Annotated in this window: 21 protein-coding genes; all 21 read right to left on the reverse strand. The window is 60.0% G+C overall.

The window, feature by feature from the left end:
* Window positions 1-51 precede the first annotated feature (51 nt).
* The 21 genes from trmB to ACIQUH_RS21625 all read right to left on the reverse strand — a co-directional run bounded on the left by trmB (window position 52) and on the right by ACIQUH_RS21625 (window position 25,092).
* Window positions 52-750, reverse strand: coding sequence for a tRNA (guanosine(46)-N7)-methyltransferase TrmB (gene trmB, locus ACIQUH_RS21525; RefSeq protein WP_006310208.1), 699 nt, complete (start codon window positions 748-750; stop codon window positions 52-54).
* A 169-nt stretch (window positions 751-919) separates the two neighbouring features.
* Window positions 920-2,182 (reverse strand): methionine adenosyltransferase, encoded by a 1,263-nt coding sequence (gene metK / locus ACIQUH_RS21530; protein WP_400818747.1) that lies wholly within the window; start codon window positions 2,180-2,182, stop codon window positions 920-922.
* A 189-nt stretch (window positions 2,183-2,371) separates the two neighbouring features.
* A complete protein-coding gene (locus ACIQUH_RS21535) occupies window positions 2,372-2,791 on the reverse strand; it encodes a helix-turn-helix domain-containing protein (RefSeq protein WP_400818750.1) in 420 nt (139 codons plus the stop codon).
* A gap of 133 nt (window positions 2,792-2,924) precedes the next feature.
* Window positions 2,925-4,514 (reverse strand): apolipoprotein N-acyltransferase, encoded by a 1,590-nt coding sequence (lnt, locus tag ACIQUH_RS21540; RefSeq protein ID WP_400818752.1) that lies wholly within the window; start codon window positions 4,512-4,514, stop codon window positions 2,925-2,927.
* 221 nt (window positions 4,515-4,735) lie between these two features.
* A complete protein-coding gene (locus tag ACIQUH_RS21545; protein ID WP_400818753.1) occupies window positions 4,736-5,881 on the reverse strand; it encodes a hemolysin family protein in 1,146 nt (381 codons plus the stop codon).
* A 15-nt stretch (window positions 5,882-5,896) separates the two neighbouring features.
* Window positions 5,897-6,403 carry an rRNA maturation RNase YbeY gene (gene ybeY / locus ACIQUH_RS21550; protein WP_400818754.1) on the reverse strand — a complete coding sequence of 169 codons (507 nt, stop codon included), beginning with the start codon at window positions 6,401-6,403 and terminating at the stop codon, window positions 5,897-5,899.
* A 9-nt stretch (window positions 6,404-6,412) separates the two neighbouring features.
* Entirely contained in the window at window positions 6,413-7,468 is a 1,056-nt protein-coding gene (locus tag ACIQUH_RS21555) for a PhoH family protein (protein WP_400818757.1), read from the reverse strand.
* Window positions 7,469-7,508: 40 nt separating this feature from the next.
* On the reverse strand, window positions 7,509-8,912 hold the full coding sequence (gene miaB, locus ACIQUH_RS21560) for a tRNA (N6-isopentenyl adenosine(37)-C2)-methylthiotransferase MiaB (RefSeq protein ID WP_400818760.1): 1,404 nt from the start codon (window positions 8,910-8,912) through the stop codon (window positions 7,509-7,511).
* 150 nt (window positions 8,913-9,062) lie between these two features.
* Window positions 9,063-9,857, reverse strand: a complete 795-nt coding sequence (locus ACIQUH_RS21565; protein WP_400818762.1) for a lysophospholipid acyltransferase family protein — start codon at window positions 9,855-9,857, stop codon at window positions 9,063-9,065.
* Between the two features lie 30 nt (window positions 9,858-9,887).
* A complete protein-coding gene (locus tag ACIQUH_RS21570; RefSeq protein WP_003503749.1) occupies window positions 9,888-10,316 on the reverse strand; it encodes a Fur family transcriptional regulator in 429 nt (142 codons plus the stop codon).
* Window positions 10,317-10,380: 64 nt separating this feature from the next.
* Window positions 10,381-10,875: a GNAT family N-acetyltransferase gene (locus ACIQUH_RS21575; protein ID WP_400818764.1), complete on the reverse strand. Its 495-nt coding sequence runs from the start codon at window positions 10,873-10,875 to the stop codon at window positions 10,381-10,383.
* A gap of 60 nt (window positions 10,876-10,935) precedes the next feature.
* Entirely contained in the window at window positions 10,936-11,604 is a 669-nt protein-coding gene (tsaB, locus tag ACIQUH_RS21580; protein WP_400818766.1) for a tRNA (adenosine(37)-N6)-threonylcarbamoyltransferase complex dimerization subunit type 1 TsaB, read from the reverse strand.
* A gap of 21 nt (window positions 11,605-11,625) precedes the next feature.
* Window positions 11,626-12,189 (reverse strand): NifU family protein, encoded by a 564-nt coding sequence (locus tag ACIQUH_RS21585; RefSeq protein WP_400818768.1) that lies wholly within the window; start codon window positions 12,187-12,189, stop codon window positions 11,626-11,628.
* Window positions 12,190-12,334: 145 nt separating this feature from the next.
* The gene (locus tag ACIQUH_RS21590; protein ID WP_003503758.1) at window positions 12,335-12,826 is read right to left on the reverse strand and encodes a universal stress protein; all 492 of its coding nucleotides are present in this window, start codon (window positions 12,824-12,826) and stop codon (window positions 12,335-12,337) included.
* Between the two features lie 114 nt (window positions 12,827-12,940).
* Window positions 12,941-14,005: a tryptophan--tRNA ligase gene (trpS, locus tag ACIQUH_RS21595; RefSeq protein ID WP_400818772.1), complete on the reverse strand. Its 1,065-nt coding sequence runs from the start codon at window positions 14,003-14,005 to the stop codon at window positions 12,941-12,943.
* A gap of 103 nt (window positions 14,006-14,108) precedes the next feature.
* Window positions 14,109-14,513, reverse strand: a complete 405-nt coding sequence (locus tag ACIQUH_RS21600; protein ID WP_400818775.1) for a VOC family protein — start codon at window positions 14,511-14,513, stop codon at window positions 14,109-14,111.
* Window positions 14,513-16,102 carry a murein biosynthesis integral membrane protein MurJ gene (gene murJ, locus ACIQUH_RS21605; protein ID WP_400818777.1) on the reverse strand — a complete coding sequence of 530 codons (1,590 nt, stop codon included), beginning with the start codon at window positions 16,100-16,102 and terminating at the stop codon, window positions 14,513-14,515. The genes ACIQUH_RS21600 and murJ overlap by 1 nt, the downstream gene beginning before the upstream one ends.
* Before the next feature lie 7 nt (window positions 16,103-16,109).
* Complete coding sequence (locus ACIQUH_RS21610; RefSeq protein ID WP_400818779.1) at window positions 16,110-18,938, reverse strand: [protein-PII] uridylyltransferase; 2,829 nt, start codon at window positions 18,936-18,938, stop codon at window positions 16,110-16,112.
* 96 nt (window positions 18,939-19,034) lie between these two features.
* Window positions 19,035-21,749: a DNA mismatch repair protein MutS gene (gene mutS, locus ACIQUH_RS21615; protein ID WP_400818781.1), complete on the reverse strand. Its 2,715-nt coding sequence runs from the start codon at window positions 21,747-21,749 to the stop codon at window positions 19,035-19,037.
* A 126-nt stretch (window positions 21,750-21,875) separates the two neighbouring features.
* On the reverse strand, window positions 21,876-22,757 hold the full coding sequence (locus tag ACIQUH_RS21620) for a GNAT family N-acetyltransferase (RefSeq protein ID WP_400818914.1): 882 nt from the start codon (window positions 22,755-22,757) through the stop codon (window positions 21,876-21,878).
* Window positions 22,758-22,851: 94 nt separating this feature from the next.
* Window positions 22,852-25,092 carry a hybrid sensor histidine kinase/response regulator gene (locus ACIQUH_RS21625; protein ID WP_400818782.1) on the reverse strand — a complete coding sequence of 747 codons (2,241 nt, stop codon included), beginning with the start codon at window positions 25,090-25,092 and terminating at the stop codon, window positions 22,852-22,854.
* Between the last annotated feature and the right edge of the window lie 54 nt (window positions 25,093-25,146).

The following is a 25,146-nucleotide window of genomic DNA, read 5'->3' on the forward strand; positions in this document are numbered from 1 at the left end:
TTAGCGTATTTTCCCGACGTGGAACCGCTACGCCGTTTTGCTGGCAATGCTTCAGCGACGGATGAAGGTGAGATAGGCCGAGCTGCGGCCTTCTCTTTTTGCCTTGTTCTCATAACGCGTGCCCGGCCAGTTGGCATAGGGCGTGCGCCAGTCGTCAGCGCTTGTCGCCGTCCATTCAAAACCGCCATGCCGGGCGCAATGCTGCAGCGTCCAGTTGACGTAAGTATCGATATCCGATGCAAAGCAGAACTTGCCGCCGGGTTTCAACACACGATGGAAACGGGCGAGATTGACGTCGGAGACGAAACGGCGCTTCCAGTGCTTCTTCTTCGGCCACGGATCGGGATAAAGCAGATCGATGTGATCGATCGACCCCTCGGGCAGCCAGTCCAGCAGCTGCGTCGCGTCATCGTCGTAAAGGCGGATATTCATCAGCTCGCGCTCGCGAACGGTGGCAAGCAGCTTGGCCATGGAATTCACGAAGGGCTCGACGCCGATGAAACCCGTTTCGGGATTTTCGACCGCACGGTGGGCGAGATGCTCGCCGCCGCCGAAACCGATCTCCAGACGGATCGATCGTACATCCGCAGGAAAAAGAGCAACGAGATTTTGCGGGGGCACGCTTTCCAGATCGATCTTCAGCAAAGGCAGCAGGTTTTCGATCGTATCGACCTGCTGATTGCGCAGGGGTTTGCCCTTGCGTCTGCCAAAAAACGCTTCCGTCGCGCGCGAACGCCGTTCTTCCGTCATCTCATACTCTCAAGAACAAATAGACTTAACCCGCACAGCGCCAGATGAGGCACTGTGCGGGTTACAAAGGTGCAGACGGTATCTCTCAATTGCCGCCGAATAACAAGCGCGATATCCAGTTGACGCATTTCCGGACGTAAAACCGCTACGCACTTTTACTGGAAATGCTTCAGGCGCTCAAAGCTTCCTTGAGCGGCTTCACCAGATCGAGCTTCTCCCAGGAGAAGGAGCCATCGCGGCCGGCCTTGCGGCCGAAATGGCCGTAGGAAGACGTCTTGGCATAGATCGGCTTGTTGAGATCGAGATGGCGACGAATGCCCGAGGGCGACAGGTCCATGACCTTGCGGATCGCCGCCTCGACCTGATCTTCGCTGACCTTGCCGGTGCCATGCAGATCGACATAGATCGACAAAGGCTGGGCGATGCCGATCGCGTAGGAGATCTGGATCGTGCAGCGCTCTGCAAGGCCGGCAGCCACGACGTTCTTGGCGAGGTAGCGGGCGGCATAAGCGGCGGAACGGTCGACCTTGGTCGTGTCCTTGCCGGAGAATGCGCCACCGCCATGGGGAGCGGCACCGCCATAGGTGTCGACGATGATCTTGCGGCCGGTCAGACCGGCATCGCCGTCAGGACCGCCGATGACGAACTTGCCCGTCGGGTTGATGTACCACTGGCAATCGTCAGCGATCTTCAGGTCACCCAGAGCTTCGCGGATATAAGGTTCGACAACGGCACGAACCTTCTTCGAATCCCAGCTTGCATCGAGGTGCTGCGTGGACAGGACGATGGACACGGCTTCCGAAGCCTTGCCGTCGACGTAACGAACGGTCACCTGGCTCTTGGCGTCGGGGCCGAGTTTCGCCGCTTCGCCTTCGCCGCTCTTACGGGCGGTGGCGAGAAGCTGCAGGATGCGATGGGAATAATAGATCGGCGCCGGCATGAGGTCCGGGGTTTCCTTGCAGGCGTAACCGAACATGATGCCCTGGTCGCCGGCACCCTCGTCGCCCTGCTTGTCGGAGGCGCTGTCCACGCCCTGCGCGATATCCGCGGACTGGGGATGCAGCAGAACGTCGATCTTGGCGGTCTTCCAGTGGAAACCATCCTGCTCGTAGCCGATGTCGCGGATCGCCTTGCGGGCGGCGGACTTGAACTTGGAAGGATTGATGACCGGATGGCCGGCGGCGTCCTTGACGACCTTGCCGTCCTTGTCCTTCTTCAGAAGCGTGTCGGGAACCCGAACCTCACCGGCGATAACGACGCGGTTGGTTGTCGCCAGCGTTTCGCAGGCGATGCGTACGGTCCAGGGGTCAACACCCGTCTTGGCTGCTTCGCGATAGATAAGATCCACGATTTCATCGGAAATACGATCACAAACCTTGTCCGGATGACCCTCGGCCACGGACTCGCTGGTGAACAGGTAATTGGCACGCATGCGGGATTCCCCTCAAAGAACGGTCTTCGAGTTTGTTAGTCATTTCGGCCGCGAAAAACAAGGACACAACCACATAAATATATCTTTATGTGAGAATTCCTTTCTAATCCGGCACAAAAAAACGGTCCTTGCGGACCGTTGAGTGCCCGGCATCCCGTGCCGGAAATTTTTGCGTGGCGGAGGCTGCGCTTACTCGGCGTCGCCTTCGGCGGCGAGCGCCTTGACAAGGTCGACGAGGCGGCGGCGAACCTTCGGGTCTGCGATCTTCACGAATGCCCGGTTCAGCTGCAAACCTTCAGCCGAGGACAGAAAATCGACCACGTAGTTGGAACTCGAAGCTTCGGCCATGCCGGTTGTGCCGCCAGCCTGATCGCCGGGCGCATCTTCGAAAAAAAAGGAAACGGGCACATTGAGGATCGCGGAAATATTCTGGAGGCGGCTGGCGCCGACGCGGTTCGTGCCTTTTTCATATTTCTGGATTTGCTGAAAGGTAATTCCGAGGCTTTCACCCAGCTTCTCCTGGCTCATTCCGAGCATGGTTCTACGAAGGCGAATTCGGCTTCCGACATGAATGTCGATGGGGTTAGGCTTTTTCTTATTCTCGGTCATCATGCGGTCCTGACACTCGGAAAGGGTTGATATCTCGCTTCATTACTATTCGAAGAAATGAGTCGGCAATTCGACAGCGTCTAAACTTGTTTTACGACTGACGTATTCACTATGCAATTACAGGGGTTCCCGGTCAATTCTGGCGCCGAGCGAAACTCAAGGCGGGAAATACCGCAACGATCATCAAGATTGAAAAAATCAACCAGAAATACGTCCGATGTGTGTCGTAAGTAAATGCGTCATTAGACCCACCACTCAAAGTGGCGTCAACAATTCCCACCCGACCATAGTCCAGCCCGGCAATAATGCGGCCATAGGGGTCTATGACGGCGGAAATTCCGGTATTGGCACCGCGAATCACCGGCACGCCCGTCTCGACGGCGCGCACCCTCGCCTGCAGAAAATGCTGGTAGGGACCGGGGGTATCGCCAAACCAGCCGTCATTCGTCACATTGAGGATCGCCGCCGATCCCTGAAGACCCGGCGTCATCTCGCCCGGGAAAATGATCTCGTAACAGATCAGGGGATAAAAGGTCTTGCCCGAAGGAAGCGTGAGCGGCGTGCGCGACGAGGCGGCGGAAAACCCGCCCGGCAGGGCAATGACATTGTCGATGCCGAATTCCCGCAGGATGCCTTCAAAGGGGACATATTCGCCAAAGGGAGTGAGATGCACCTTGTCAGTCGCACCGATGATCTCGCCCTGGCTGTCGATCGCATAGACGGAATTGTAATAACGCGGCGGCCGGCCGGCTCCCTGATCCTCCATCCTGACGGCGCCGGTGAACAGCACCTGGCCATCCTCGAGTGTTCTGGCGATTTCCGCGAGCGCATCCGGGTTCTGCGTCAGGATGAACGGTACGGAGGTTTCCGGCCAGACGATAATGTCGGGGCGTTTTTTCCCTTCGCCCGGCGGCAGGGCCGACAACCGCAGATGCTCTGCGAAAATCTCCGTGCGGTCGGCATTCAGCATCTTGCGGGATTGATCGATGGAGGGCTGCACAATGCGGACGGTCAGGGCGTCAGCCGGTATCTCCGCTGGTGTCTGCAGGCGGTAGAAGCCATAACCGAAGTGGGCGGCCAGCAGCAGACCCGCCAGCGCCAGCCCCGGTGCCATGCCTTTTTTCGTACCGATCAGCGCCGGCGAGGCGAAGATGAAAACTGCGAGCGTCGTAATGCTGAAAAGACCGAGCAGATGCGCCGACTGCATCATGATCGGGATGGGCATGATGCCATAACCAATGGCGTTCCAGGGAAAGCCGGTCGCGAGGAAACTGCGCAGCCATTCCGAAAAGCCGAAGGCCGCAGCAAGCGCCGCTATGCGGCCAAGGCCATCCGACCAGAGAAGATTGGCGGCAGCGACGGCGAAGCCGTAAAACAGCGCCAGGAAGGCGGGCAGGCCGAGGATGGCAAGCGGCAGCGCCCAGGCAAATTCATCCGCTTCCAGCAGGAGAGCATTGCCGAGCCACCACAGGCCCGCGACGAAATAACCGAGCCCGAAGCACCAGCCGATGCCGAAAGCCGGCAGGATGCGGCTGAAGAGACCGCCACCGGGCTTTCCCGTGCAGCCATCCACGAGCCAGACAAGCAGTGTGAAAGAGAAAAACAGCGCTGCAAAAAAGCCGAAAGGAGGCAAAGCGAGTGCTCCGACCGCACCCGCAGCAATCGCCATCACTGCGCGGCTCATGCCGCCGGCCAGCATTACCCTGCCTGCAAGACGCTCCATGCCATCTCCGTTTATGCGCGACCGGAAAAGCCCGCTCCCGGCAAGGCCGCGCCACGGAATTTCCCCTCAGACCCGACGTAAAGGAAAAAAGATTCGCAGTCCACAGGAGGCATGGCCACCGAAGCGCCATGTGTTCTTTTCGACGCCGAACACGGCATTCATCACTGCTGGATTGATATGCCAAAAGGTGGACGCGACGGGGGAAACCCCGTCGCCCTTCCTTAGTCGGCGTTCTGCTGGTGCGTGAGAAGGCGCACATCCGGCGCGGGCAGCGCAATCACTTCATTACCACCCGCCTCGCCCGGAGCGCGATCATCTTCGCCTTCGGAGCCATGATCCCGGACGATACGGACGCCCTTGATGCGCCGGCTATCCGCATCGAGGATTTGGAACTCGAAACCGGGTACGGCCCGAACCACCTCGCCCTTGGCCGGAATGCGGCCGAGCGCAAAGAAGATGAGACCGCCGAGCGTATCGATTTCCTCCAGATGTTCACGAACATCGAATTCCGGCCCGATCGCCTCGGCAAGTTCGGTGAGTTCCGCGCGCGCATCCGCCATGAGCACATCGGCGGAAAGACGGGAGAACATCGCCTCGTCCTTGTCATGCTCGTCATCGATATCGCCCACGACCATCTCGACGATATCCTCGTGGCTGACGAGACCGTCGGTGCCGCCATATTCGTCAATCACCAGCGCAAGCTGGGTTCTCTGGGCCTGCATGGTCTTCAACAGGTCGGAGGCCAGCATGGAGGGCGGTGCGAAGAGAATTTTACGCACCAGCCCGGCAGCGGCGACCGTCTGCTCAAGATCCACCCGCGCCAGATCAAAATTCGGCCGTGGCGAACGGGGCGCTTTCGCCTCGCCATAAGCAACGCTGCGCGATCCCGCCCGGCGTTTGTTACGCGCCTGCTTGGCGACATAGGCCAGAAGATCGCGAATGTGGATCATGCCCTTCGGATTATCCAGCGTCTCGTCATAAACCGGCATACGGGAACGCCCGGTTTCCTCGAAGAGGATCAGCGCATCGCCGATCGTCATATTCTCATCAAGGCCGTCGATATCGACCCGCGGGATCATGATATCTTCGACCCGGACCTCGCGGAAACGCAGGATATTGTTCAGCATCGCCCGTTCTTCGGGCGAAAAGGCGGCACCGATTTCGGTGTCGGCCATCAGCGCGTCGGTCAGATCCTCGCGCAGGCGTTCGCCCTGGGATGGTTTCAGCAACCGTGCGATACGCGACCAGATGGTCGATTTCGGTTTGGCATTGTAGTCCTGGCGTAAGTGACTACTGCCCTCCTCCGAAGAGGACTGCTCGCCGTTTTCTCTGCCCTCATTGGCAGGTCGTGCAGAATGTTCGTTCATGGCTCCAGACAATATTTAAAGCGGTTCCTGACCCGCGTAGGGATCAGATAGGCCAAGCACCGCCAAAATGCGAGTCTCAAGCGACTCCATTTCTTCCGCTTCTTCCTCGTCCATGTGGTCATAACCAAACAAATGCAGGAACCCATGAACGAGAAGATGGGTCAGATGATCCCCGAAACTCTTCTCAAGTTCAAGGGCCTCGCGTTCAACCGTCTCGCGGGCGATGACGATATCGCCCAGCATCGGGCCCGGCATTCCGCCCGGTTCCAGCGGAAAAGCGGGGAAAGACAAGACATTGGTCGCCTTGTCCTTGTCGCGCCATTCGGCATTGATTTCCCGGATATTTTCGTCATCGGTGAAGACCAGCGACAGTTCGACCGGCATTTTCGGAAAGGGTTGTTCCTCTTCCCGCTTCAGAAAATCCACCGCCGCATCCAAGACCTTTGTGGCAAAGGCAGCCAAGTCCTCTTCCGAGGACCAGCCTTCGGCCTCGACGCTGATTTGAATATCCAGAGCTGTCATTTTCTTACGTCAGTTGCCCTTCACGAGGCTTTCATCCGGCACGGCCGTGTGGGATTCGTAAGCCCGGACGATGCGCGCCACCATTGGATGGCGGACGACATCGACATCCTTGAAGCGCACGACGGATACGCCTTCGACATCGGTAAGGATTTGCAGGGCTTCGACAAGACCGGATTTCACGCCACGCGGCAGGTCCACCTGGCTCGGGTCACCGGTCACGATCATGCGGCCATTCTCACCAAGACGGGTGAGGAACATCTTCATCTGCATGGTCGTGGTATTCTGGGCTTCGTCCAGAATGACGGCGGCGTTGGCAAGGGTACGACCGCGCATGAAGGCCAGCGGCGCGATTTCGATGACGCCCGCCTGAATGGCGCGCTCCACCTTGTCGCCCGGCATCATGTCATAAAGCGCATCGTAGAGCGGACGAAGGTAAGGATCGACCTTTTCCTTCATGTCGCCCGGCAGGAAGCCCAGACGCTCGCCCGCTTCGACGGCGGGGCGCGAGAGGATGATGCGGTCGACCGCGCCACGTTCCAGAAGCTGTGCGGCATGCGCCACGGCCAGATAGGTCTTGCCGGTGCCGGCGGGGCCGACGCCGAAAACCAGTTCGGACTGCTCCAGCGCCCGCATGTAGACATCCTGCGTCGGCGTGCGAGCAGCGATGGTCTTCTTGCGGGTGGAAATCTGCGCCATGGAAATCTTCGCCTTGCGCTCCATCGTCGGCAAGGTCAGCTGGTCATCAGCCGCCATCGCCATGCGGATCGCGCCTTCCACGTCGGAGACCTCGGCGGTTCCGCCCTTGAGCAGACGTTCGTAGAGGAAATCCAGCGCGCGGCGTGCCTGATTGGTAGCCACGACATCGCCGGTGATGGCGACGGAATTGCCGCGCGGGCGGGCGTCGATATTGAGGCGCTGCTCCAGGAGCTTCAGGTTCTGATCGAACTGACCGAATAGCTCTCCCGCTATCCTGTTATTCTCGAACGTGAGGACGAAGTGATTGGCGTCGGTCGCGGCTTGGCGTGGCTGGCGCGATGAATTTGATACCAATTCGTGTGCGTTCAAGCGGTCAGGCTCCTGTCCCAATCAGTGTCGGCTCCTCACTCTAACTCCCTGCCACCTCGGCAAACAAGCTGTTTGGACCCGTTGCGGTGATTCGTACATTAACAATGTCACCGATTTTCAACGTCTTTGCATCAAGATTCACGGATTGCAGCCAAGGAGAGCGACCTATCAACTGCTCAGGCATGCGGCCAGGCTTTTCCAGCAGCACATCCATGGTTTTTCCGACCAGCGATTCCGCAAATTCCTTCTGCTGCCGCAGCAACAGGGCCTGCAATCGTTCCAGCCGCTCGGCCTTCACATCTTCCTCCACCTGATCGGTCAGATCGGCGCCCGGGGTGCCGGGGCGGGTGGAATATTTGAACGAGAAGGCCTGCGCGTATTTCACCGTCTCGACCATCGCCATCGTATCTTCGAAATCGCGATCGGTCTCACCGGGGAAACCGACAATAAAGTCCCCCGACATGGCAATATCAGGGCGGGCGCTGCGGATTTTTTCGATGAGCTGGATATATTCCTCACCCGTATGACGGCGGTTCATCGCTTTCAGAATACGATCCGAGCCGGACTGCACCGGCAGGTGCAGATAGGGCATAAGAATGCGCAGATCGCGATGGGCGCCGATCAGGCGCTCGTCCATGTCGCGCGGGTGGCTGGTGGTGTAGCGGAGCCGCGCAAGGCCCGGAATTTCCGCCAGCCTGTAGAGCAGTTCGGCGAGACCCCATTTTTCGCCCTTCGGACCTTCGCCCTGCCAGGCATTGACGTTCTGGCCGAGCAGCGTGATCTCGCGCACGCCGGCATCCACCAGTTTCATCGCTTCGTCGACGATCTGGCGCACGGGACGCGACACTTCCGAGCCGCGCGTATAGGGCACGACACAGAAGGTACAGAACTTGTCGCAGCCTTCCTGCACCGTCAAAAACGCCGTGACACCGCGCGAACGCAGTGTCGCTTTCTCCGCGACCGGCAGGTGCTCGAACTTGTCCTCGACCGCATATTCGGTCTCGATGACGCGCTCGCCGCCGCGCACGCGCTTCAGCGCATCCGGCAGGCGGTGATAGGTCTGCGGGCCAATGACGACATCGACGGCGGGCGCACGGCGCAGGATTTCCTCGCCTTCCGCCTGCGCCACGCAGCCGGCGACGCCGATCATGAATTCACGGCCCTGCTCTTCGCGTGACTTCTTCATATCCCGCAGGCGGCCAAGCGCGGAATAAACCTTTTCCGCCGCCTTTTCGCGGATGTGACAGGTGTTCAAGAGAACCAGATCCGCTTCGCCCATGTCCTCGGTCTGAACGTAACCATCCTTCGCCAACGCATCGCTCATGCGGACGGAATCATAGACGTTCATCTGACAGCCGTAGGTCTTGATGAAGACTTTTCGACTGTTCGAGCCCTCATGGGCGATCATCTGGGGGGCGTCGAGGCCAAGCGTTTCCTGGGTCATGGCGGCTATCTAGTGTTTTTCACAGCCAGATTAAACAGAAAAATGCCGGAAAAGCGAGGATGTCAGAGCAACTGAGTAATTACGTTGCTCTTGAGTTTAGCTTACGCACCGGATTTCTCGAAAACCGCGCACACATTTCGGTCCGATGCTCTATTTCCGCCAGCCGCCGCGCAGGCTGAAGGCCAGCATCGAGCGGATGGCAGCGGCAATATCGGTCGCAAGGCGTTTGCGGTTGTCAGCGCTGTGAAACGGAACGCTTTCTCCAAACGTGACGTCGACGTCAATTGCGCCTGCCTTGATGACACCGAGCAGATGCGGCACGAGCGTGATGCTGCCCGGCCAGGCGGCAATGATCCGGTGGTAACGGCCCATGGCCATGCCCTGCACCCGCGTATAGGCGATGGCGACCGGCTGCACGTAGACCAGCTTGCCCGGAACCTGCTCGGCGGCGGTGGAGGCGGCGCCGAACAGAGAGGATTTGACGGCCAGCATGCGATTGCCGTCCGAGGTCGTGCCTTCGGGGAAAAGGACGACGATCTCGCCATCGGCCATGCGGCTGGCGATCTCACCCACCTGCTGGCCCGTGCTGCGCTTCTGTTCACGCTGGACGAAGATGCTTTTCTGCAGCCGGGCGAGCCAGCCGAAAACCGGCCAGTCACGCACCTCGGTCTTGGCAATGAACACCACGTCGGCAATGCTGCCGAGAACGAGGATATCCTTCCACGAGGCGTGATTGACCGCCAGCATCAGCGGTTTTGCCCGCTCCACGTCCCCATGCACATGCACGCGGATGCCGAGCACATGGCAGGCGATGCGATGCCAAATGCGCGGAATGCGGCGACGCAGCCGCCAGTCGAAGGCGAGCCCCAGGAGTTGCAGCGGCAGCAAAACGAGCGTGACGATCAAAAGAACGACCGCAATATAGGCTGTCCGCAGCCACATCATGATGGGAACGCCCGCTTGTTCACCGGCGTCTCAGTGTTCGCCGGGCTTCAACGGCACGCCGTATAGTTCCAGCCGGTGATCCACGAGCTTGAAGCCATGTTCCCGGGCGATCTTTTCCTGAAGGGCCTCGATCTCGGCCGAATGGAATTCGATGACCACGCCGTTCTTCAGATCGATCAGGTGATCGTGATGTTCCTCGGGCACGGTTTCATAACGCGAGCGGCCATCGCGAAAATCGTGGCGCTCAATGATGCCGGCATCCTCGAACAGCTTCACCGTTCTATAGACGGTGGAAATCGAGATGCGCGGATCCACGGCGGAAGAGCGACGGTAAAGCTCCTCGACATCGGGATGATCGGCTGATTCCTGAAGGACGCGGGCGATGACACGGCGCTGATCCGTCATCCGCATGCCGCGTTCGGCACAAAGCTCCTCCAGCGTTTTCGAAAGGTCTGTCACGTCTTCTGGCCTTTTGAGAATTCCGGTTTGCGGCTTTCGCCGAAAAAATGCCTGTCGCAGGGAACTAGCGAAGATCGCGGCGCATGACAAGCGCCGTCGACTTTGTTCCATCCTTGGCTGTGTAATAGGCCTTGCGCTCCGCAACCGTCTTGAAGCCAAGCTTCTTATAGAGCCCCAGTGCAGAGGTATTGTTATTGTCGACCTCGAGGAACATGGTTTCGGCCCCGCGCATCATCGCCTCGCGAATGGCCGACTGCATCAGGCGCCAGCCGAGACCGGCGCGCGCGAATTTGTCGGCCACGGCGACGGTGAGGATTTCCGCTTCGCCCGCCACTTCCCGCGCCAGCACGAAACCGCCGAGGGGCTTGCTGAAAAAGGCGTTGGTCTGGCGGGCGACGGCGCCAAAAACCGATCCTTGCGTGAGCAGGCCCGAAAACTCGCCGTCATTCCACGGACGCGGAAAGCGCAGGGCATGCAGGTCCGCCACCGCGGCGCAATCCTCATGCTGCATCGGGACGATCTCGAAATAGGGTTTCCAGCTCAGGTAATCGTCAAACATCGCGGGTATCGGGCATCATGGGTATCGGGAATCAGTCGCAGGCACTCATGCCATGCCGTATCAGGCAACGTCCTGGCGTGCCAGCGCAAAACCGGTCTGTGGCCGGGCATCCGGCCCGCGCAGATAAAGCGGCGCTGGTTTCCGTTGGCCTGCCGGCTTGCGCGCGCCAGCACGGGCGACGGAGGAAATCGGGAAATGGTCCGGCCCGGACCCGCTTTCCTCTCCTGCAAACAGCGGTGCGGCAGAGCCTATGACGGCACCGTCAAAGCCGGAGAGAACACCTTTGGCGTCCTCCAGAGACAGAAGCGCCGCCTCGTTGAGCGGCGATCCATCCGCGCCGAATATCTGGAGATAGGTTTCGCCGCGTTTCGCATCGAGCCCGACGGCCACCGGCCGGCCGGAATTTTCGAGCAGATGATGCAAGGCGAGCGTCTCGAACGTGGTAACACCGACGGCCTCGACACCGAGCGACAGGGCAAAACCGCGCGCAGCGGCAACGCCGACGCGGATGCCGGTGAAGGATCCCGGACCAATGGTCACCGCGATGCGCTCGATTTCCTGCAGCGGCAATTGCGCCTGCTGCAGGGCACCGTCGATCACCGCCATCAGCCTTTCGGCATGGCCCTTGCCGATCGTTTCACAGACCTCACCGAGCACCCTGTCAGAGGCGCTGTCATAAACGCAGGCGGAACAATCCACGCCTGACGTGTCGAGTGCGAGAACAATCATGGCGGGGCCTGGCTTAAAACGTCATACCGCTTCGACTTCGCGCACTTCCGGCACGAAATGGCGAAGCAGATTCTGAACGCCGTGCTTCAGCGTGGCGGTGGAGGACGGGCAACCCGAGCAGGCGCCCTTCATGTTCAGGAACACCGTGCCGTCGCGGAAACCGCGGAAGGTGATGTCGCCGCCATCCTGCGCCACAGCGGGGCGAACGCGGGTATCCAGCAATTCCTTGATGGTGGCGACGATGGTTTCGTCACCTTCTTCGAAGAACTCGCCCTCCTCATCCGACACTTCCGCCGCGATTGCGGTGCCCATGATCGGGCGACCGGACATGAAGTGCTCCATGATCGAGCCGAGAATGGCGGGCTTCAGATGCTGCCATTCCGCACCGTCCTTGGTGACGGTGATGAAATCGAAACCGAAATAGACGCCGGTAACGCCCGGAATCGTGAAGAGGCGCTCCGCCAGCGGCGAGGCCTGTGCCTGCGAAGGGTTGAGAAACTCCACTGTCCCACTTTCCAGCACCACCTTGCCCGGCAGGAACTTCAGCGTCGTGGGGTTCGGCGTGGCTTCCGTCTGAATGAACATCGTCTGTCTCCTTCGAGGTCGCCGTTCACGCCCCGCAATTTAGAATTCTTCCAAAAAATACGCCCGGCGAAGCTTCACTTCAAGCCCTGACATGATAATTACATTCAAGAAATCGTCAGCCCCTAAATCTTGTCCGAGACCCGGATCAGCAGAGCGCGTCGATTTCCTCGTCCGACAACGTATCCGGCAGCACGGTGACGGGAATGGGGAATGCGGCGCCGCGTCCGGCGATGGAAGAAACGAGCGGTCCCGGTCCTTCCTTCGTCGAGCCTGCCGCCAGAACGAGAATTGCTATATCGCGGTCTTCCTCGATCAGCCCGTGGATCTGCTCGGTGGCGCTGCCTTCGCGGATCACCGCTTCCGGCTCGATGCCGATGGTTTCGCGCACTTTCTGGGCGATCTTGGCGAGGGTGGCTTCCGCCTCCTCGCGCGCTTCGGCCCGCATGATCTGCTCGACGCCCAGCCATTGCTGGAAATCGCCTTCCGGGATCATGTAAAGCAGCACCAGTCCGCCATTGGAGTTCTTGGCGCGACGACCGGCATAATGCACGGCCCTTTCGCATTCCGGTGTATCATCGATAACAGCAAGAAACTTGCGGCGATGTCCTTCCAGACGCGACAGCCGTTTTGAAACCATTCCGCACTCCCTAAGTCCGCCGTGATCCGCAAAACCGCCCGACGGTTCGGGCGGAGATTATATCAAATCACGGCAGGCGCAAACCGCCCGCCGCATCCGCGCGGCAGCGACCTGTCAGCGCAGGAAGCCGATGATATCGCGCACCTCGTTCATCGTATTTTCGGCAATGGCACGCGCCCGCTCACCGCCTTGGCTGAGGATGGCGTCGATATGGGTCGGATCATCGAGAAGACGGCGCATCTCGTTGTTGACCGGTGCCAGCACATTGACGGCAAGCTCGACGAGGGCCGGCTTGAAGGCCGAGAATTGCTGTCCGCCGAACTCGGAAAGAACGTCCGCCTTGGTCCTGTCGGAAAGGGCAGCATAGATGCCAACGAGGTTTTCGGCTTCGGGACGACCCTTCAGGCCTTCAACTTCGCTCGGCAGCGCATCCGGATCGGTCTTTGCCTTCTTGATCTTCTTCGAGATCGCGTCGACATCGTCCATGAGGTTGATGCGTGACAGGTCGGAAGGATCGGACTTCGACATTTTCTTGGTGCCGTCCTTCAGCGACATGACGCGCGGCGCCGGTCCGCCGATCAACGGCTCCACCATCGGGAAATAGGCATGCACCGGCTCATCGCCCACCGTAATGTCGAGCCCGAGGCCCGCCTTGCGGATATGGTCGCCGAAATCGATGTTGAATTTCTGAGCGATATCGCGGGCGAGTTCAAGGTGCTGCTTCTGATCATCGCCAACGGGCACGTGGGTGGCGCGGTAGACGAGAATGTCGGCGGCCATCAGGCTCGGATAGGCGAGCAGGCCGAGCGAGACCTGTTCGGCATTCTTGCCGGACTTGTCCTTGAACTGGGTCATGCGCTCCATCCAGCCGATGCGCGCCACGCAGTTGAACACCCATGCCAGTTCCGCATGCTGCGGCACGGCAGACTGGTTGAAGACGATATGCTTCACGGGGTCGATGCCGGCTGCGATGAAGGCGGCCGCGATGGAGCGGGTCTGCGCCTTCAGGTCCGAGTGAACGAGCTGGGCGGTGATGGCATGCATATCGACGACGCAATAGATGCAGTCGTTATCTTCCTGCAGCGCCACGAATTTGCGGATCGCGCCGAGATAATTGCCGAGATGCAGATTGCCGGTCGGCTGGACGCCCGAGAAAACCAGCGGCTTGAATGCGTTCATTGTCGTCCTCGAAAAGGCTTGTGGAGGGCCCCGCCCCGTGATTGGAATTGCACGCGCGCTTATGCACCCGCAGCCCCTCGCAATCAAGCGGTTTCAAGGGCTGTCAACCGCACGGCTGAAGAAGGTCCCAGCGATTTCCGTAAGGGTCGGTGAAGACCGCGACGGAACCGTAAACCTCATGGCGCGGCTCCTCCAGAAAGCGCACACCGCGCGCGATCATCGTTTCATAGTCGCGGGCAAAATCGTCGGTATGCAGGAAAAATCCGACACGCCCGCCGGTCTGGTTGCCGATGGCAAGCCGTTGCTGTTCGCCATCCGCCTCGGCGAGCAGCAGGGCACCACCCTCGGCGCCTTGCGGCTTGACCACCAGCCACCTTTTGCCGTCGTCAAGCGGCTGATCGGAGAGGCACTCGAAGCCGAGAACATCGCAATAAAACGCCTTTGCCCTGTCGTAATCATCCACGACAAGCGTGACCAGCGCGATGCGGCGGTTTTCAGAAAAGAACATCAACTAGCCTCCGTCTCGGCGGTCTTTTTGCCACGCTTGCGGACGGCTCTCTTCACCATGCCGATATCGGCACCGCCAGAAACGAAAGCCAGCACGAAATAAACCAGCATGGCCGCGAAGACGAGGCCCATGATGGTCCCTGCCCGGACGAAGATGGACGAGGCCGACGACAGCTCGAAACTCAGCCAGGTCAACGCATAATGCACAAAACCGGCCATCAGGGCCGCAGCCAGGAGCAAACGCGGGATGCGCGTCAGCAGCGGAATATCCACATGCCAGTGACCACGCCACAAAAGCATGCCGAACAGCAAAGCTGCATTGACCCAACCGGCAGTGATTTCGGCAATCGCAATGCCCGGACCGCCGAGACGCGGAAATAGCGTCAGCGCCAGAGAAACATTCACAACCACGGAAATCGCCGCGAAAATCATCGGCGTGCGCGTGTCCTCACGGGCGAAAAACCCCGGAATGAAGGCCTTGATCAGCACGAAAGCCGGCAGGCCGAGACCATAGATGCCGAGGATTTGCGCGACGGTGATGGTGGCCGAAGGTGAGAAGTTGCCGCGCTCATAGAGAAAACGAACGATGGGCTCCGCCATGACAAGAAGGGCGGCCGCCGCAGGCAAGGTCAGGAACAATACAAATTCGACCGAGCGGTTCTGCAGGCTTCCCGCCTCCACCATGTGCCCACCGCGCAAAGCGCGCGCGAGTTCCGGCAGAAGCACGGTAGCCACGGCAATGCCAACGACGCCGAGCGGCAGCTGGTAAATCCGGTCGGCATAGGCAAGCGAGGAGATCACGCCCTCGCCGGCAGAGGCGATATTGGTGTTGATCAGAAGGTTGATCTGGGTGATGCCGCCGGTGATTGCCGCCGGCAGGGCAAGGACCAGAAGCCGCTGCACGTTTTTTGTCAGCCGCGGCCTGCGGAAACCGATCCGCATGCCGGCATTGCGCACGGCGATCCAGACGATGGCGAGCTGCACCAGACCCGCCGCCATCACCCCCCAGGAAAGGGCATAACCCACCTGCAAAGGATCGTAATTCTTCCACCATGCCAAAGCGAGCACGCCGATGAGGATGATGTTGAGGAAGACAGGTGCGATCGCGGCTGCGAAATAACGATGCAGCGAGTTCAGCATGCCGCCCATCATCGCCGCCAGCGACATGCAGGCGAGATAAGGAAACATGATGGTGGCGAGATGAACGGTGTTTTCGAACTTCACCGGGTCTTCCAGAAAGCCCGGTGCAATAACCGTGCGCACGATGAACGGCATCGACAATTCCATCAGGATTGTCAGGGCCAGAAGCACGGTGAAGAGGACGCCGAAGACCTCTTCGGAAAAACGCCTTGCGCCCTCCATGCCGTTCGCCTCAATTTCCTTGGCGAAAAGCGGCACGAAAGCCGAATTGAAGGCACCCTCGGCAAAGAGCCGCCGGAAGGTGTTGGGAAATCGGAACGCGGCGTTGAAGGCATCGGCCACCGGCCCGGTGCCGACGGCAGCGGCCATCAGGGTCTCGCGCAGAAAGCCGAAGATGCGGCTGCCGAGCGTGGCGGTGCCAACGGTGGCGAACTTGCCGATCAGACTCATGGGGATATCAAGCCTTTGCCGTGCGCGCGGCCGGCAGCGCCGCCACGTCTGGGTGGGCGATGATGCCGTTCGGCATACGGTCACGCAATTCGTCTTCCTGCTCGCTCATCACGGCCTTCAGGCGCTGCGCAATGCTGGCCTGCCGGTTGTCATTCGTCACCTTCTGGCCGAACAGATCCGTTACGTAGAAAGTGTCGATGACCTTCTCGCCGAAGGTGGTGATGCGGGCGGAGTGAATATCGAGCGACAGGTCGGCGATGACAGCCGTCATATCCGCCAGAAGCCCCGGCCGGTCGAGGCACTCGACTTCGATGACGGTGAACTTGTTCGACAGACCATTGGAGATGGTGACGGAAGGCGGAATGGTGAAGGCGCTCTTTTTCTTGCGGCTCTTGGTGCGCGTGGCGATCATTTCCGGAAGGCGCTGCTTGCCGGAAAGAACCTCCTCGATGAGCTTGCCGACATTGTTGCCGCGCCGCATCTCATCTTCGTCAATCGGGAATTCGCGGTTGATCAGGATCGTATCCAGCGCCCGCCCATCTGACGTGGTGAAAATCTGCGCGTCGGCAATATTCGCGCCGGCCGCCGCACAGGCGCCTGTTATGATCGACAACAGGCGCGGATGGTCGGGCGCCAGAACGGTGATTTCCGTGATGGCGTGGAAGGAATGGGTGCGCACCATGGTCGACAGCGCCTTTTCCTGCTTGTCAGCCTCACGCATGAAGCGGGTGTGGCGCACCTGGTCTTCCAGCGCCACCGTCAGCAGATAGGGCTCGTAATGCAGCTTGGTGTATTTGCGCCGCGCCTTCTGGCCCCAGTCATCAAGGGCATCGTAAAGCGCCTGCCGGGCGATCTGCGCGCGTTCCTTGCGGGAGACTTCCGAAAAGCCGCCTGACAGAAGCAGTTCCGTCTCGTAATAAAGCGAGCGCAGCAACTGCCCCTTCCAGCCATTCCACACACCCGGACCGACGGCGCGGATATCGCAGACCGTCAGGATCAGCAGCATCTTCAGCCGCTCCATGGACTGCACCTTGTCGGCGAAATCGGTGATGGTCTTGCGGTCATGCAGGTCACGCGTCTGGGCGACCATGGACATCAAGAGATGCTGCTCGATCAGCCAAACGACCGTTTCGGTCTGCTTGCCGGTGAGACGGAAACGCTGGCAGAGCTTGCGGGCAACCCGCGCACCGGCAATCGAATGATCCTCCTGCCGACCCTTTGCCACATCATGCAACAGAACGGCGACATAAAGCGCCTCGCGTTCCTCGACGCTGGGCATCAGCTGGTTGGCGAGCGGATGGGCATCCACCGCGGTTCCCTTGTCCACTTCCGACAACACCCCGACGGAGCGGATAAGATGCTCGTCGACCGTATAGTGATGATACATGTTGAACTGCATCATCGCGACGATCTTGCCGAATTCGGGAATGAATTTACCCAGTACCCCGGCCTCGTTCATCCGCCGCAGCGTCAGCGCCGGATCGCGCCGGGAGGTGAGGATCGACAGGAAAAGCCGGTTTGCTTCCTCGTTTTCCCGAAGCTCGTCATTAATGAGCGACAGCGAGCGGGTGACGACACGCAGCGCATCCGGATGCAGTTCGAGATTGTTGATATCGGCGATGTGAAAGAGCCGGATCAGATTGACCGGGTCATTCTTGAAGACATCGGGTTTGGCGAGCGCGATGCGGCCGCGATCCTCGACGAACTCCACCGAACCCGGAATCTTGCGGACACGGTGCGCAAAGCGGCTCAGCACACCGGAAAGGCCGGGTACGTCCTTCGCCTGACGGTCCTCAAGTGCTGCGCAGACGATGCGGGTCAGATCACCGACATCCTTCGCAACGAGGAAATAGTGCTTCATGAAACGTTCGACGGCGGAGAGGCCCGGGCGCGGCTGATAGTTCAGCGCATCGGCGATTTCACGCTGAATGTCGAAAGAGAGGCGTTCTTCGGCCTTGCCGGTGATGAAATGCATCTGGCAGCGGACAGCCCAGAGAAAATCATCGGCCTTTTCGAACAGCTTCAGTTCCGATCTCGACAAAACGCCGAGTTTGACCAGATCGGCGGTATCGCGAACGTGGTAATAATATTTGGCGATCCAGAACAGCGTATGCAGGTCACGCAACCCGCCCTTGCCTTCCTTGACATTCGGCTCCACCAGATAACGCGTATCGCCGGCCTTGCGGTGGCGCTGGTCGCGCTCGGCGAGCTTGGCGGCAATGAATTCCGGGCCGGTGCCGGTGACGACTTCCGACTCGAAGCGTTTTTCGAGATCGTCAGTCAGGGATTTTTTGCCGCAGATCGCCCGCACTTCCAGAATGGCGGTGCGGATCGTCATATCGGATTTGGAGAGGCGGATAGATTCATCTACCGTGCGGGTGGCGTGGCCGACCTTGAAGCCGAGATCCCAGAGGAGATAGAGCACGAACTCCACGGCCTTGTGCATGTCAGGCGAGTTCTTGGCCGGCAGAAGGAACAGGAGGTCGATATCCGATCCCGGCGCCAGCGTGCCGCGGCCGTAACCGCCGACCGCCGCAACCGCGATCTGCGGCGCGTCCTTCGGATAGACATATTGGCAGGTGAGATCGTAAAGCGTCTCGATCAGCCGGTCCTGAAGCCAGGAGATGCGCCGGGCGCAATCAATGCCGCTGCCATCGGTTTTCAGCAGTTCCCGCGCCTTTTCCCGGCCTTCCGTGCTGGCCTTGCGGAAGAGCGGCAGCAGGTCGGACCTGATATCGGCGATGCGCTTGCCGTCTTCCTTGAAGATGACGTCACAATCGCGCTTCAGCGCCGAGACATCGAGAATTTCGGAAAAATCCAGGTCCTTGATGGCCATCTATGCCGGTATCCATGTCCTGTGGGAGACCCCACCGCTTGCGATGGGAGTGTCCTATAGCGAGTTTTAAAGGCGATGGACAGGCACTCTATCTCTTCACGCCTTGCCAAGTTCTTTCTTCAACGCATAGAGCGCGTCCAATGCCTCACGCGGTGTCATTTCGTCCGGGTTAAAGCTCTTCAAAGCCTCCTCCACCTTCGATGGCCCGGCTTTGCGGGTTTCCTCGCGGCGCACGGCAATCTGGAACAACGGCAGGTCGTCGATCAGCTGGCTCGCCGGGTTCTTGCGATCGGCATCTTCGAGCTTCGTCAGTACCTCACGGGCGCGCTCCACCACCGATGCCGGCAGGCCCGCAAGCCGCGCGACCTGAATACCGTAAGAACGATCCGCGGCACCCGGTCCGACCTCATGCAGGAAGATGACATCACCTTCCCACTCCTTCACCCGCATCGTGGCATTGGAAAGGCGGCCGAGTTTTTCCGAAAGTACCGTCAGTTCGTGGAAATGCGTGGCGAAGAGGCCGCGGCAACGATTAACCTCGTGCAGATGCTCAACCGCCGCCCAGGCGATCGAAAGACCGTCAAAGGTCGCCGTGCCACGGCCGATCTCGTCCAGAATGACCAGCGAGCGATCCGTCGCCTGATTGAGGATGGCGGCGGTTTCCACCATCTCCACCATAAAGGTGGAGCGGCCGCGCGCCAGATCGTCGGATGCGCCAACGCGGGAAAACAGCCGATCAACGACGCCGATATGGGCGGCCTCCGCCGGAACGAAGGAGCCGATCTGCGCGAGGATGGCGATCAGCGCATTCTGGCGCAGGAAGGTCGATTTACCACCCATGTTGGGACCAGTGAGAAGCCAGATCGCCCCGTTCTTGCCACCATCAATTGCCGACAGATCGCAATTATTGGCGATGAACGGCCCTGCCGACTGCCGCCGCAAAGCCTGTTCGACCACCGGGTGGCGCCCGCCTGTGATCGCGAAGGTCATGGAGGCATCGACGATCGGGCGGCAATAGGCCTGTTCGGTGGCGAGATGGGCAAGGCTCGAGGCGACATCGATCACCGCAAGCGCCAGCGCACCGGCCTTGATCGCCTCTGCCTGCTGCACCACGGCCTTGACCATCCGCTCGAAGGCCTCCAGCTCCATGGTCAGAGTCTCGGCCGCGGCATTGGCGATGCGGCTTTCGAGATCGGCAAGCTCGGTGGTGGTGAAGCGCATGGCGCCCGCCATGGTCTGGCGGTGGATGAAGCGCGCCTTGGCCTCGTCGGTCGCCGTCATCACATCGGCATTGCCGGCCGTCACCTCGATGAAATAACCCAGCACGTTGTTGTGCTTGATCTTGAGCGACTTGATGCCGGTCTCATCGGCATATTGCAGCTGCAGTCCGGCAATCACCCGGCGCGACTGATCGCGCAGCGCCCGCACCTCATCGAGTTCGGGATTGGCGCCCTCGCGCAGGAAACCGCCGTCGCGTTTCAAAAGTGGCAGATCATCGGCCAGCATCGATCCGAGCATGGCCTCCAGCCCGCTCGGCAGGGCATTCAAATCCTTGAGAGCCGCCGCCAGCTCCTCCGGCAGCAGCCCGCCATCGAGAATGATCGCAATTTTTTCGGCCGAAACCAAACCCTCCCGGATGGCGCCGAGATCGCGCGGGCCGCCGCGCTCCAGCGCAAGACGGGAGAGCGCACGCGGCATGTCAGCAACCTGTTTCAACGCGTCGCGCAGGCCATCGCAGAGGGCGACGTCATCGATGAGATAGGCCACGGCATCAAGGCGGGCATTGATCTTTTCGGGATCGGTCAAGGGCGACATCAGCCGCTCGGCCAGAAGCCGCGCTCCGCCGCCCGTGACCGTGCGGTTAAGCGCATGCAGCAGCGATCCGTCCCTTTCGCCCGACAGCGTCTTGACCAGTTCCAGATTGGCGCGGGTAGCGGGATCGATAAAGAGCGTGGAGGCCGCACTTTCGCGTTCCGGCGCGCCGAGCGGCGGGCGCTCGGCAATCTGGGTCTTTTCGACATAGGCAACGGCCGCAGCGGCGGCAGCCATTTCCACCCGCGAAAACGTGCCAAAACCATCCAGCGTCGAGACGTTGAAATAACGCGCGATGCGCCCTTCCGCCGTGGCGCTGTCGAAGAGGATGGCCGGCTGCGGCACCGCGACGCGACCCAGCACATCGAAAACCGGCCGCAATTCCTCGTCGTGGAACAGGCTGTCGGCAACGATCAGTTCACGCGGATCGATGCGCCAGATATCGGCAAGGAGCCGCGTCAGCGTTGTTTCCGCCAGACGGAAGACGCCGGTGGAAATATCGATCCAGGCAAGCGCGAACTGCGCCTCGGCACTGCCGCGAATACGGGCAAGCGCCATCAGATAGTTGGATTCCGTCGGCGACAGCAGCTTTTCTTCGGTCAGCGTGCCGGGCGTGACGAGCCGCACCACATCACGCTTGACCACGGATTTCGAGCCGCGCTTCTTCGCCTCCGCCGGGTCTTCGACCTGTTCGCAAACCGCGACACGGTAGCCGCGCAGGATGAGCTTCTGCAGATAGTCATCCGCCGCGTGAACGGGAACGCCGCACATGGGAATATCGTGCCCCATATGCTGGCCGCGTTTCGTCAGCGTGATACCGAGAGCGCGGGAGGCTTCGACCGCATCGTCAAAGAACAATTCGTAAAAATCGCCCATGCGGTAAAACAGCAGCGAACCGGGATTGTTCGCCTTGATCTCGATATATTGCTCCATCATCGGAGTGGCCGTCGCGCGGCTCTCTTCCGAGATCAGGGAAGCGGTTGTCAGAACGTCCGTCAATGGCCTGCCGATGTCATATCGTGTTGCGGAAAAGGAGCGCCGACACTAGCGGCATTGCCCGCCCCAACACAACACACACGGCACCGCTGCCCACAGGAACATCCTGATGGTCTCGATCAAAACCGGTCAGCCATTGATGCGTTCGGCCTCGCCGCCATAGTAGCTGATATAGCGGCCAGCGATGGACGATACCGGCAGAACCACCAGGACGTCGGTGGTGTTGAAAGCATGGTCTACGACCGCGCCGGAGCCGAACATGGCGCCGAGACGCATATAACCCTTGATCAGCGGCGGCATGGCATTCAATGCCTTGCGGGCATTCAGCGCCTCGACGGGCACGAGGTCCATTTCATGATAGAGTTCGGGCAAAGCGACCGCTTCCCACTCTCCCTTTGCAAGGCAATTATGGTGCAGGAAGGACAGAGCCAGCGCATGCGCTTCCGGCTGCACGCCGGGGAAGGAAGCGCAGCCGATCATGGCGTCCATGCGGTGTTTCACGGCATAGGCCCAGTTGCCCTGCCACAGAAGCTCGACGGTACGTTTGGTGCGATATTCCGGCAGCACGCAGGAGCGGCCAAGCTCCATGAAACGCTTGCCCGGATGGCGCGCGACGAGCCCGGCAATATCGAACTCGCTGGCGGAATAGAAGCCATTATTGGCAAGCGCCGTTTCCTGGCGCAGCAGACGATAGGTGCCGACGATCTGGTCTTCACTGTCGCCTTCAATCGCCTTGTCGAGCACGAGAAGGTGGTCGCAGACGCTGTCCCAGGCATCGATGTCGCGCTTGCGGCGCATCGCTTCGGCGGGAAGGCGCGCCTTCATTTCCTCGACAAAGACCCGGTAGCGCACGGATTGCGCGGCATCGATCTCGCGTTCATTTCTGGCAAGCCGTGTTTCCAGCGTGCCGATACGGCCGAAAAGACCCTCATTGTCCTGAGCTGTCTCGGGACGAGGAGTAATGACAACATTGTTTTCACAAATGTCGTGATTGAGGATTTCGGCAACCATGGGGAATCGCTCCGCCACCAAAGAATTTTCCTGTCATAAATCACTAATTGACGACAGAATAGTGACAAAATGCCACCAGCGCGAGTCTGTCAAGTTATGATGACAACAGGCGTTTCGCCTCCAGCAGGCGACGGATTTCCTCAACCAGCCGGCGTGGGTCAGCGGGCTTGGTCAAAACCGCGCCTGCACCAGCCTTCAGCAATATCTCGGTAGTCCCGGCACCGGCGTCCCCGCTGAGAATGATGACAGGAATATTTCCTTCCTCTTTCAGCGTGCCGAGGAGGTCCGGCAACACATCAAGGCCCTCACCACCCGGCATGTTGAGATCGGAGATGATGAGATTTGGCAGGCGGGGCTCGCCGGACGCCACCGATTGCAGCAGGGCCTGAAAATTGTCGACCGTGCGGACGATATAGCCGCTTTTTTCCAGAACAGCGCGGATGATGCGCGCATTGACCGCATCGTCTTCGGCCACGAGTATCTCGATGCCGCTCACTCCTTCCACCACCCTTGACGAAAACCCCACATCCGGGTGGTTATCGTTGATCGCGTCGCGCCGCTCTATGCCGCGCAGGCGGCCACACAGCACGTCGATCAGGGATTTTTCGCGCAGGGGCCGGATCAGCCAGGCGTCGAAGGATGCATGGGTGGTCGAAGCCCGCTCTTCGGGACTGACAAGCAGCGTGCGGCGGATCGTCTGCTGCGGCCAATCCCGCAGGGCATCCCTGAACAGCGCCGAAATACGCAGATCGACGATGATGTCGGTGAGATCGGCGGTCTGGCCGGCGGGCCCACTCCTCAGCCTGTCCAAGTCCTCGGGCTGATGGATGAGAATACATTTGCCGCCGAAAGCTTCGATGGCTTCCACCGTCACCGCCGCCGCGACACCCTGCGGCGCAATCAGCAGGACATTGGTGTGCTGCAGACAATGGCTCCTGCCGGAATCCGGCGTCTCGGCCGGTGCCGCGCCCGGGCGGAACACCAGCTTGAAGGTGCTGCCCTCCCCCCTGCGGCTCGAAACCGTGAGGTTGCCGCCGAACTCCCGCACGATGCGGGCGGAGATCGCAAGGCCGAGACCCGTGCCGGCGCTTCGTTGCGACAGCGGGCCAGCCTGCTCGAATTCCCCGAAGATGCGGGCCAGTTCCGCCTCACTCATGCCAGGGCCGGTATCTTCGACGGTGATCTGCAATTCGCCGTCGACCATCCGCGCCCGGATGACGACCCCGCCCACCTGCGTGAATTTCACAGCATTGCCGATGAGATTGAACAGGACCTGGCGCAGCCTTGCCGGATCGAAATCGAGATAATCGGGCACGTCAGGCGTGACGAAGGAGGCGATTTCGATGCCCTTTTCATGGGCGCGGTGGGCCAGCATCTCGACGATGCTTTCGATCAGCCGCCGCAGGTTTTCCGCGCGCGGATTGAGCCTGAAGCGGCCAGCCTCCATGGTCGAATAATCCAGCAAATCCTCGACAAGCTGTACCAGCGACTGGCCGGACTGTTTCATGCCGTCGAGATAATTGCGCTGTTCCTGATTGAGCTTCGTCTGCGACAGAAGGTGGTTCATGCCAAGCATGCCGGAAAGCGGCAGGCGGATTTCATGACTGACCGTGGCAAGCAGCCTCGCCTTTTCAGCATCGGCCTTTTCGGCGCGCAGGCGGGCATCTTCCCGTTCGGCCAGCGCAAGCCGTTCTTCTGTCACGTCTCTTGCGATACTGCTGATCATAAGACGGCTGCTTGCGAGATCGCGGGTTACCACATCGTGCCAGGAGAAGATGCGCTGACCGAACGGGGTCGCAATCTCCACATCATAGGCATGAACCTTGTCACCTGGGCGGAAAGCAATGCCGATCTCCTCGCAGCTCATGCCTTCAGGCGCCGTGCAACCGGTCATTTCACGAAAGACGCGGTTCGCCTCGACAATGCGCCGGTTCATGTTGCGGATCACGACGATATCGCCCATGGACTCCTGCATTTCGGCAATCAGCGAACGGTTTTGCGTTTGCCGCAGCCGGACATCCGAATAATCTGCTGGCAGCGTACCGGCAATCGGGAAAGATTTGCCAAAGAGCGCATAAAACAGGACGCCGACGAGCACGGCGCCAAAAAAGCAAGCGAGCGCGGCGGTGACGGCATAGGGCACTGCAAGTGCGATCAGGGCGGCAGTGAAGGCCCCCACCGATAGCGAAACGGCGACGTAAAGCGCAACCGCCCGGGCATCACTCGCATGTTCCTCTTCCGCAAGGCGCACTGTCTTATCGGCAATATCCGCCGCTGGGGCGGGCAGGCCGAGACCATCTGAAACTTTTTGCCGAAGTCGTGCCAGTTCGCTCATACACAACCGCTACCACGGCAGCGGTTTTGATATGTTTGGCTGAAACGCTAAAAT

Origin of the sequence: Agrobacterium sp. NPDC090283, from assembly GCF_044769685.1 — a bacterium.
GTDB lineage: Bacteria > Pseudomonadota > Alphaproteobacteria > Rhizobiales > Rhizobiaceae > Agrobacterium.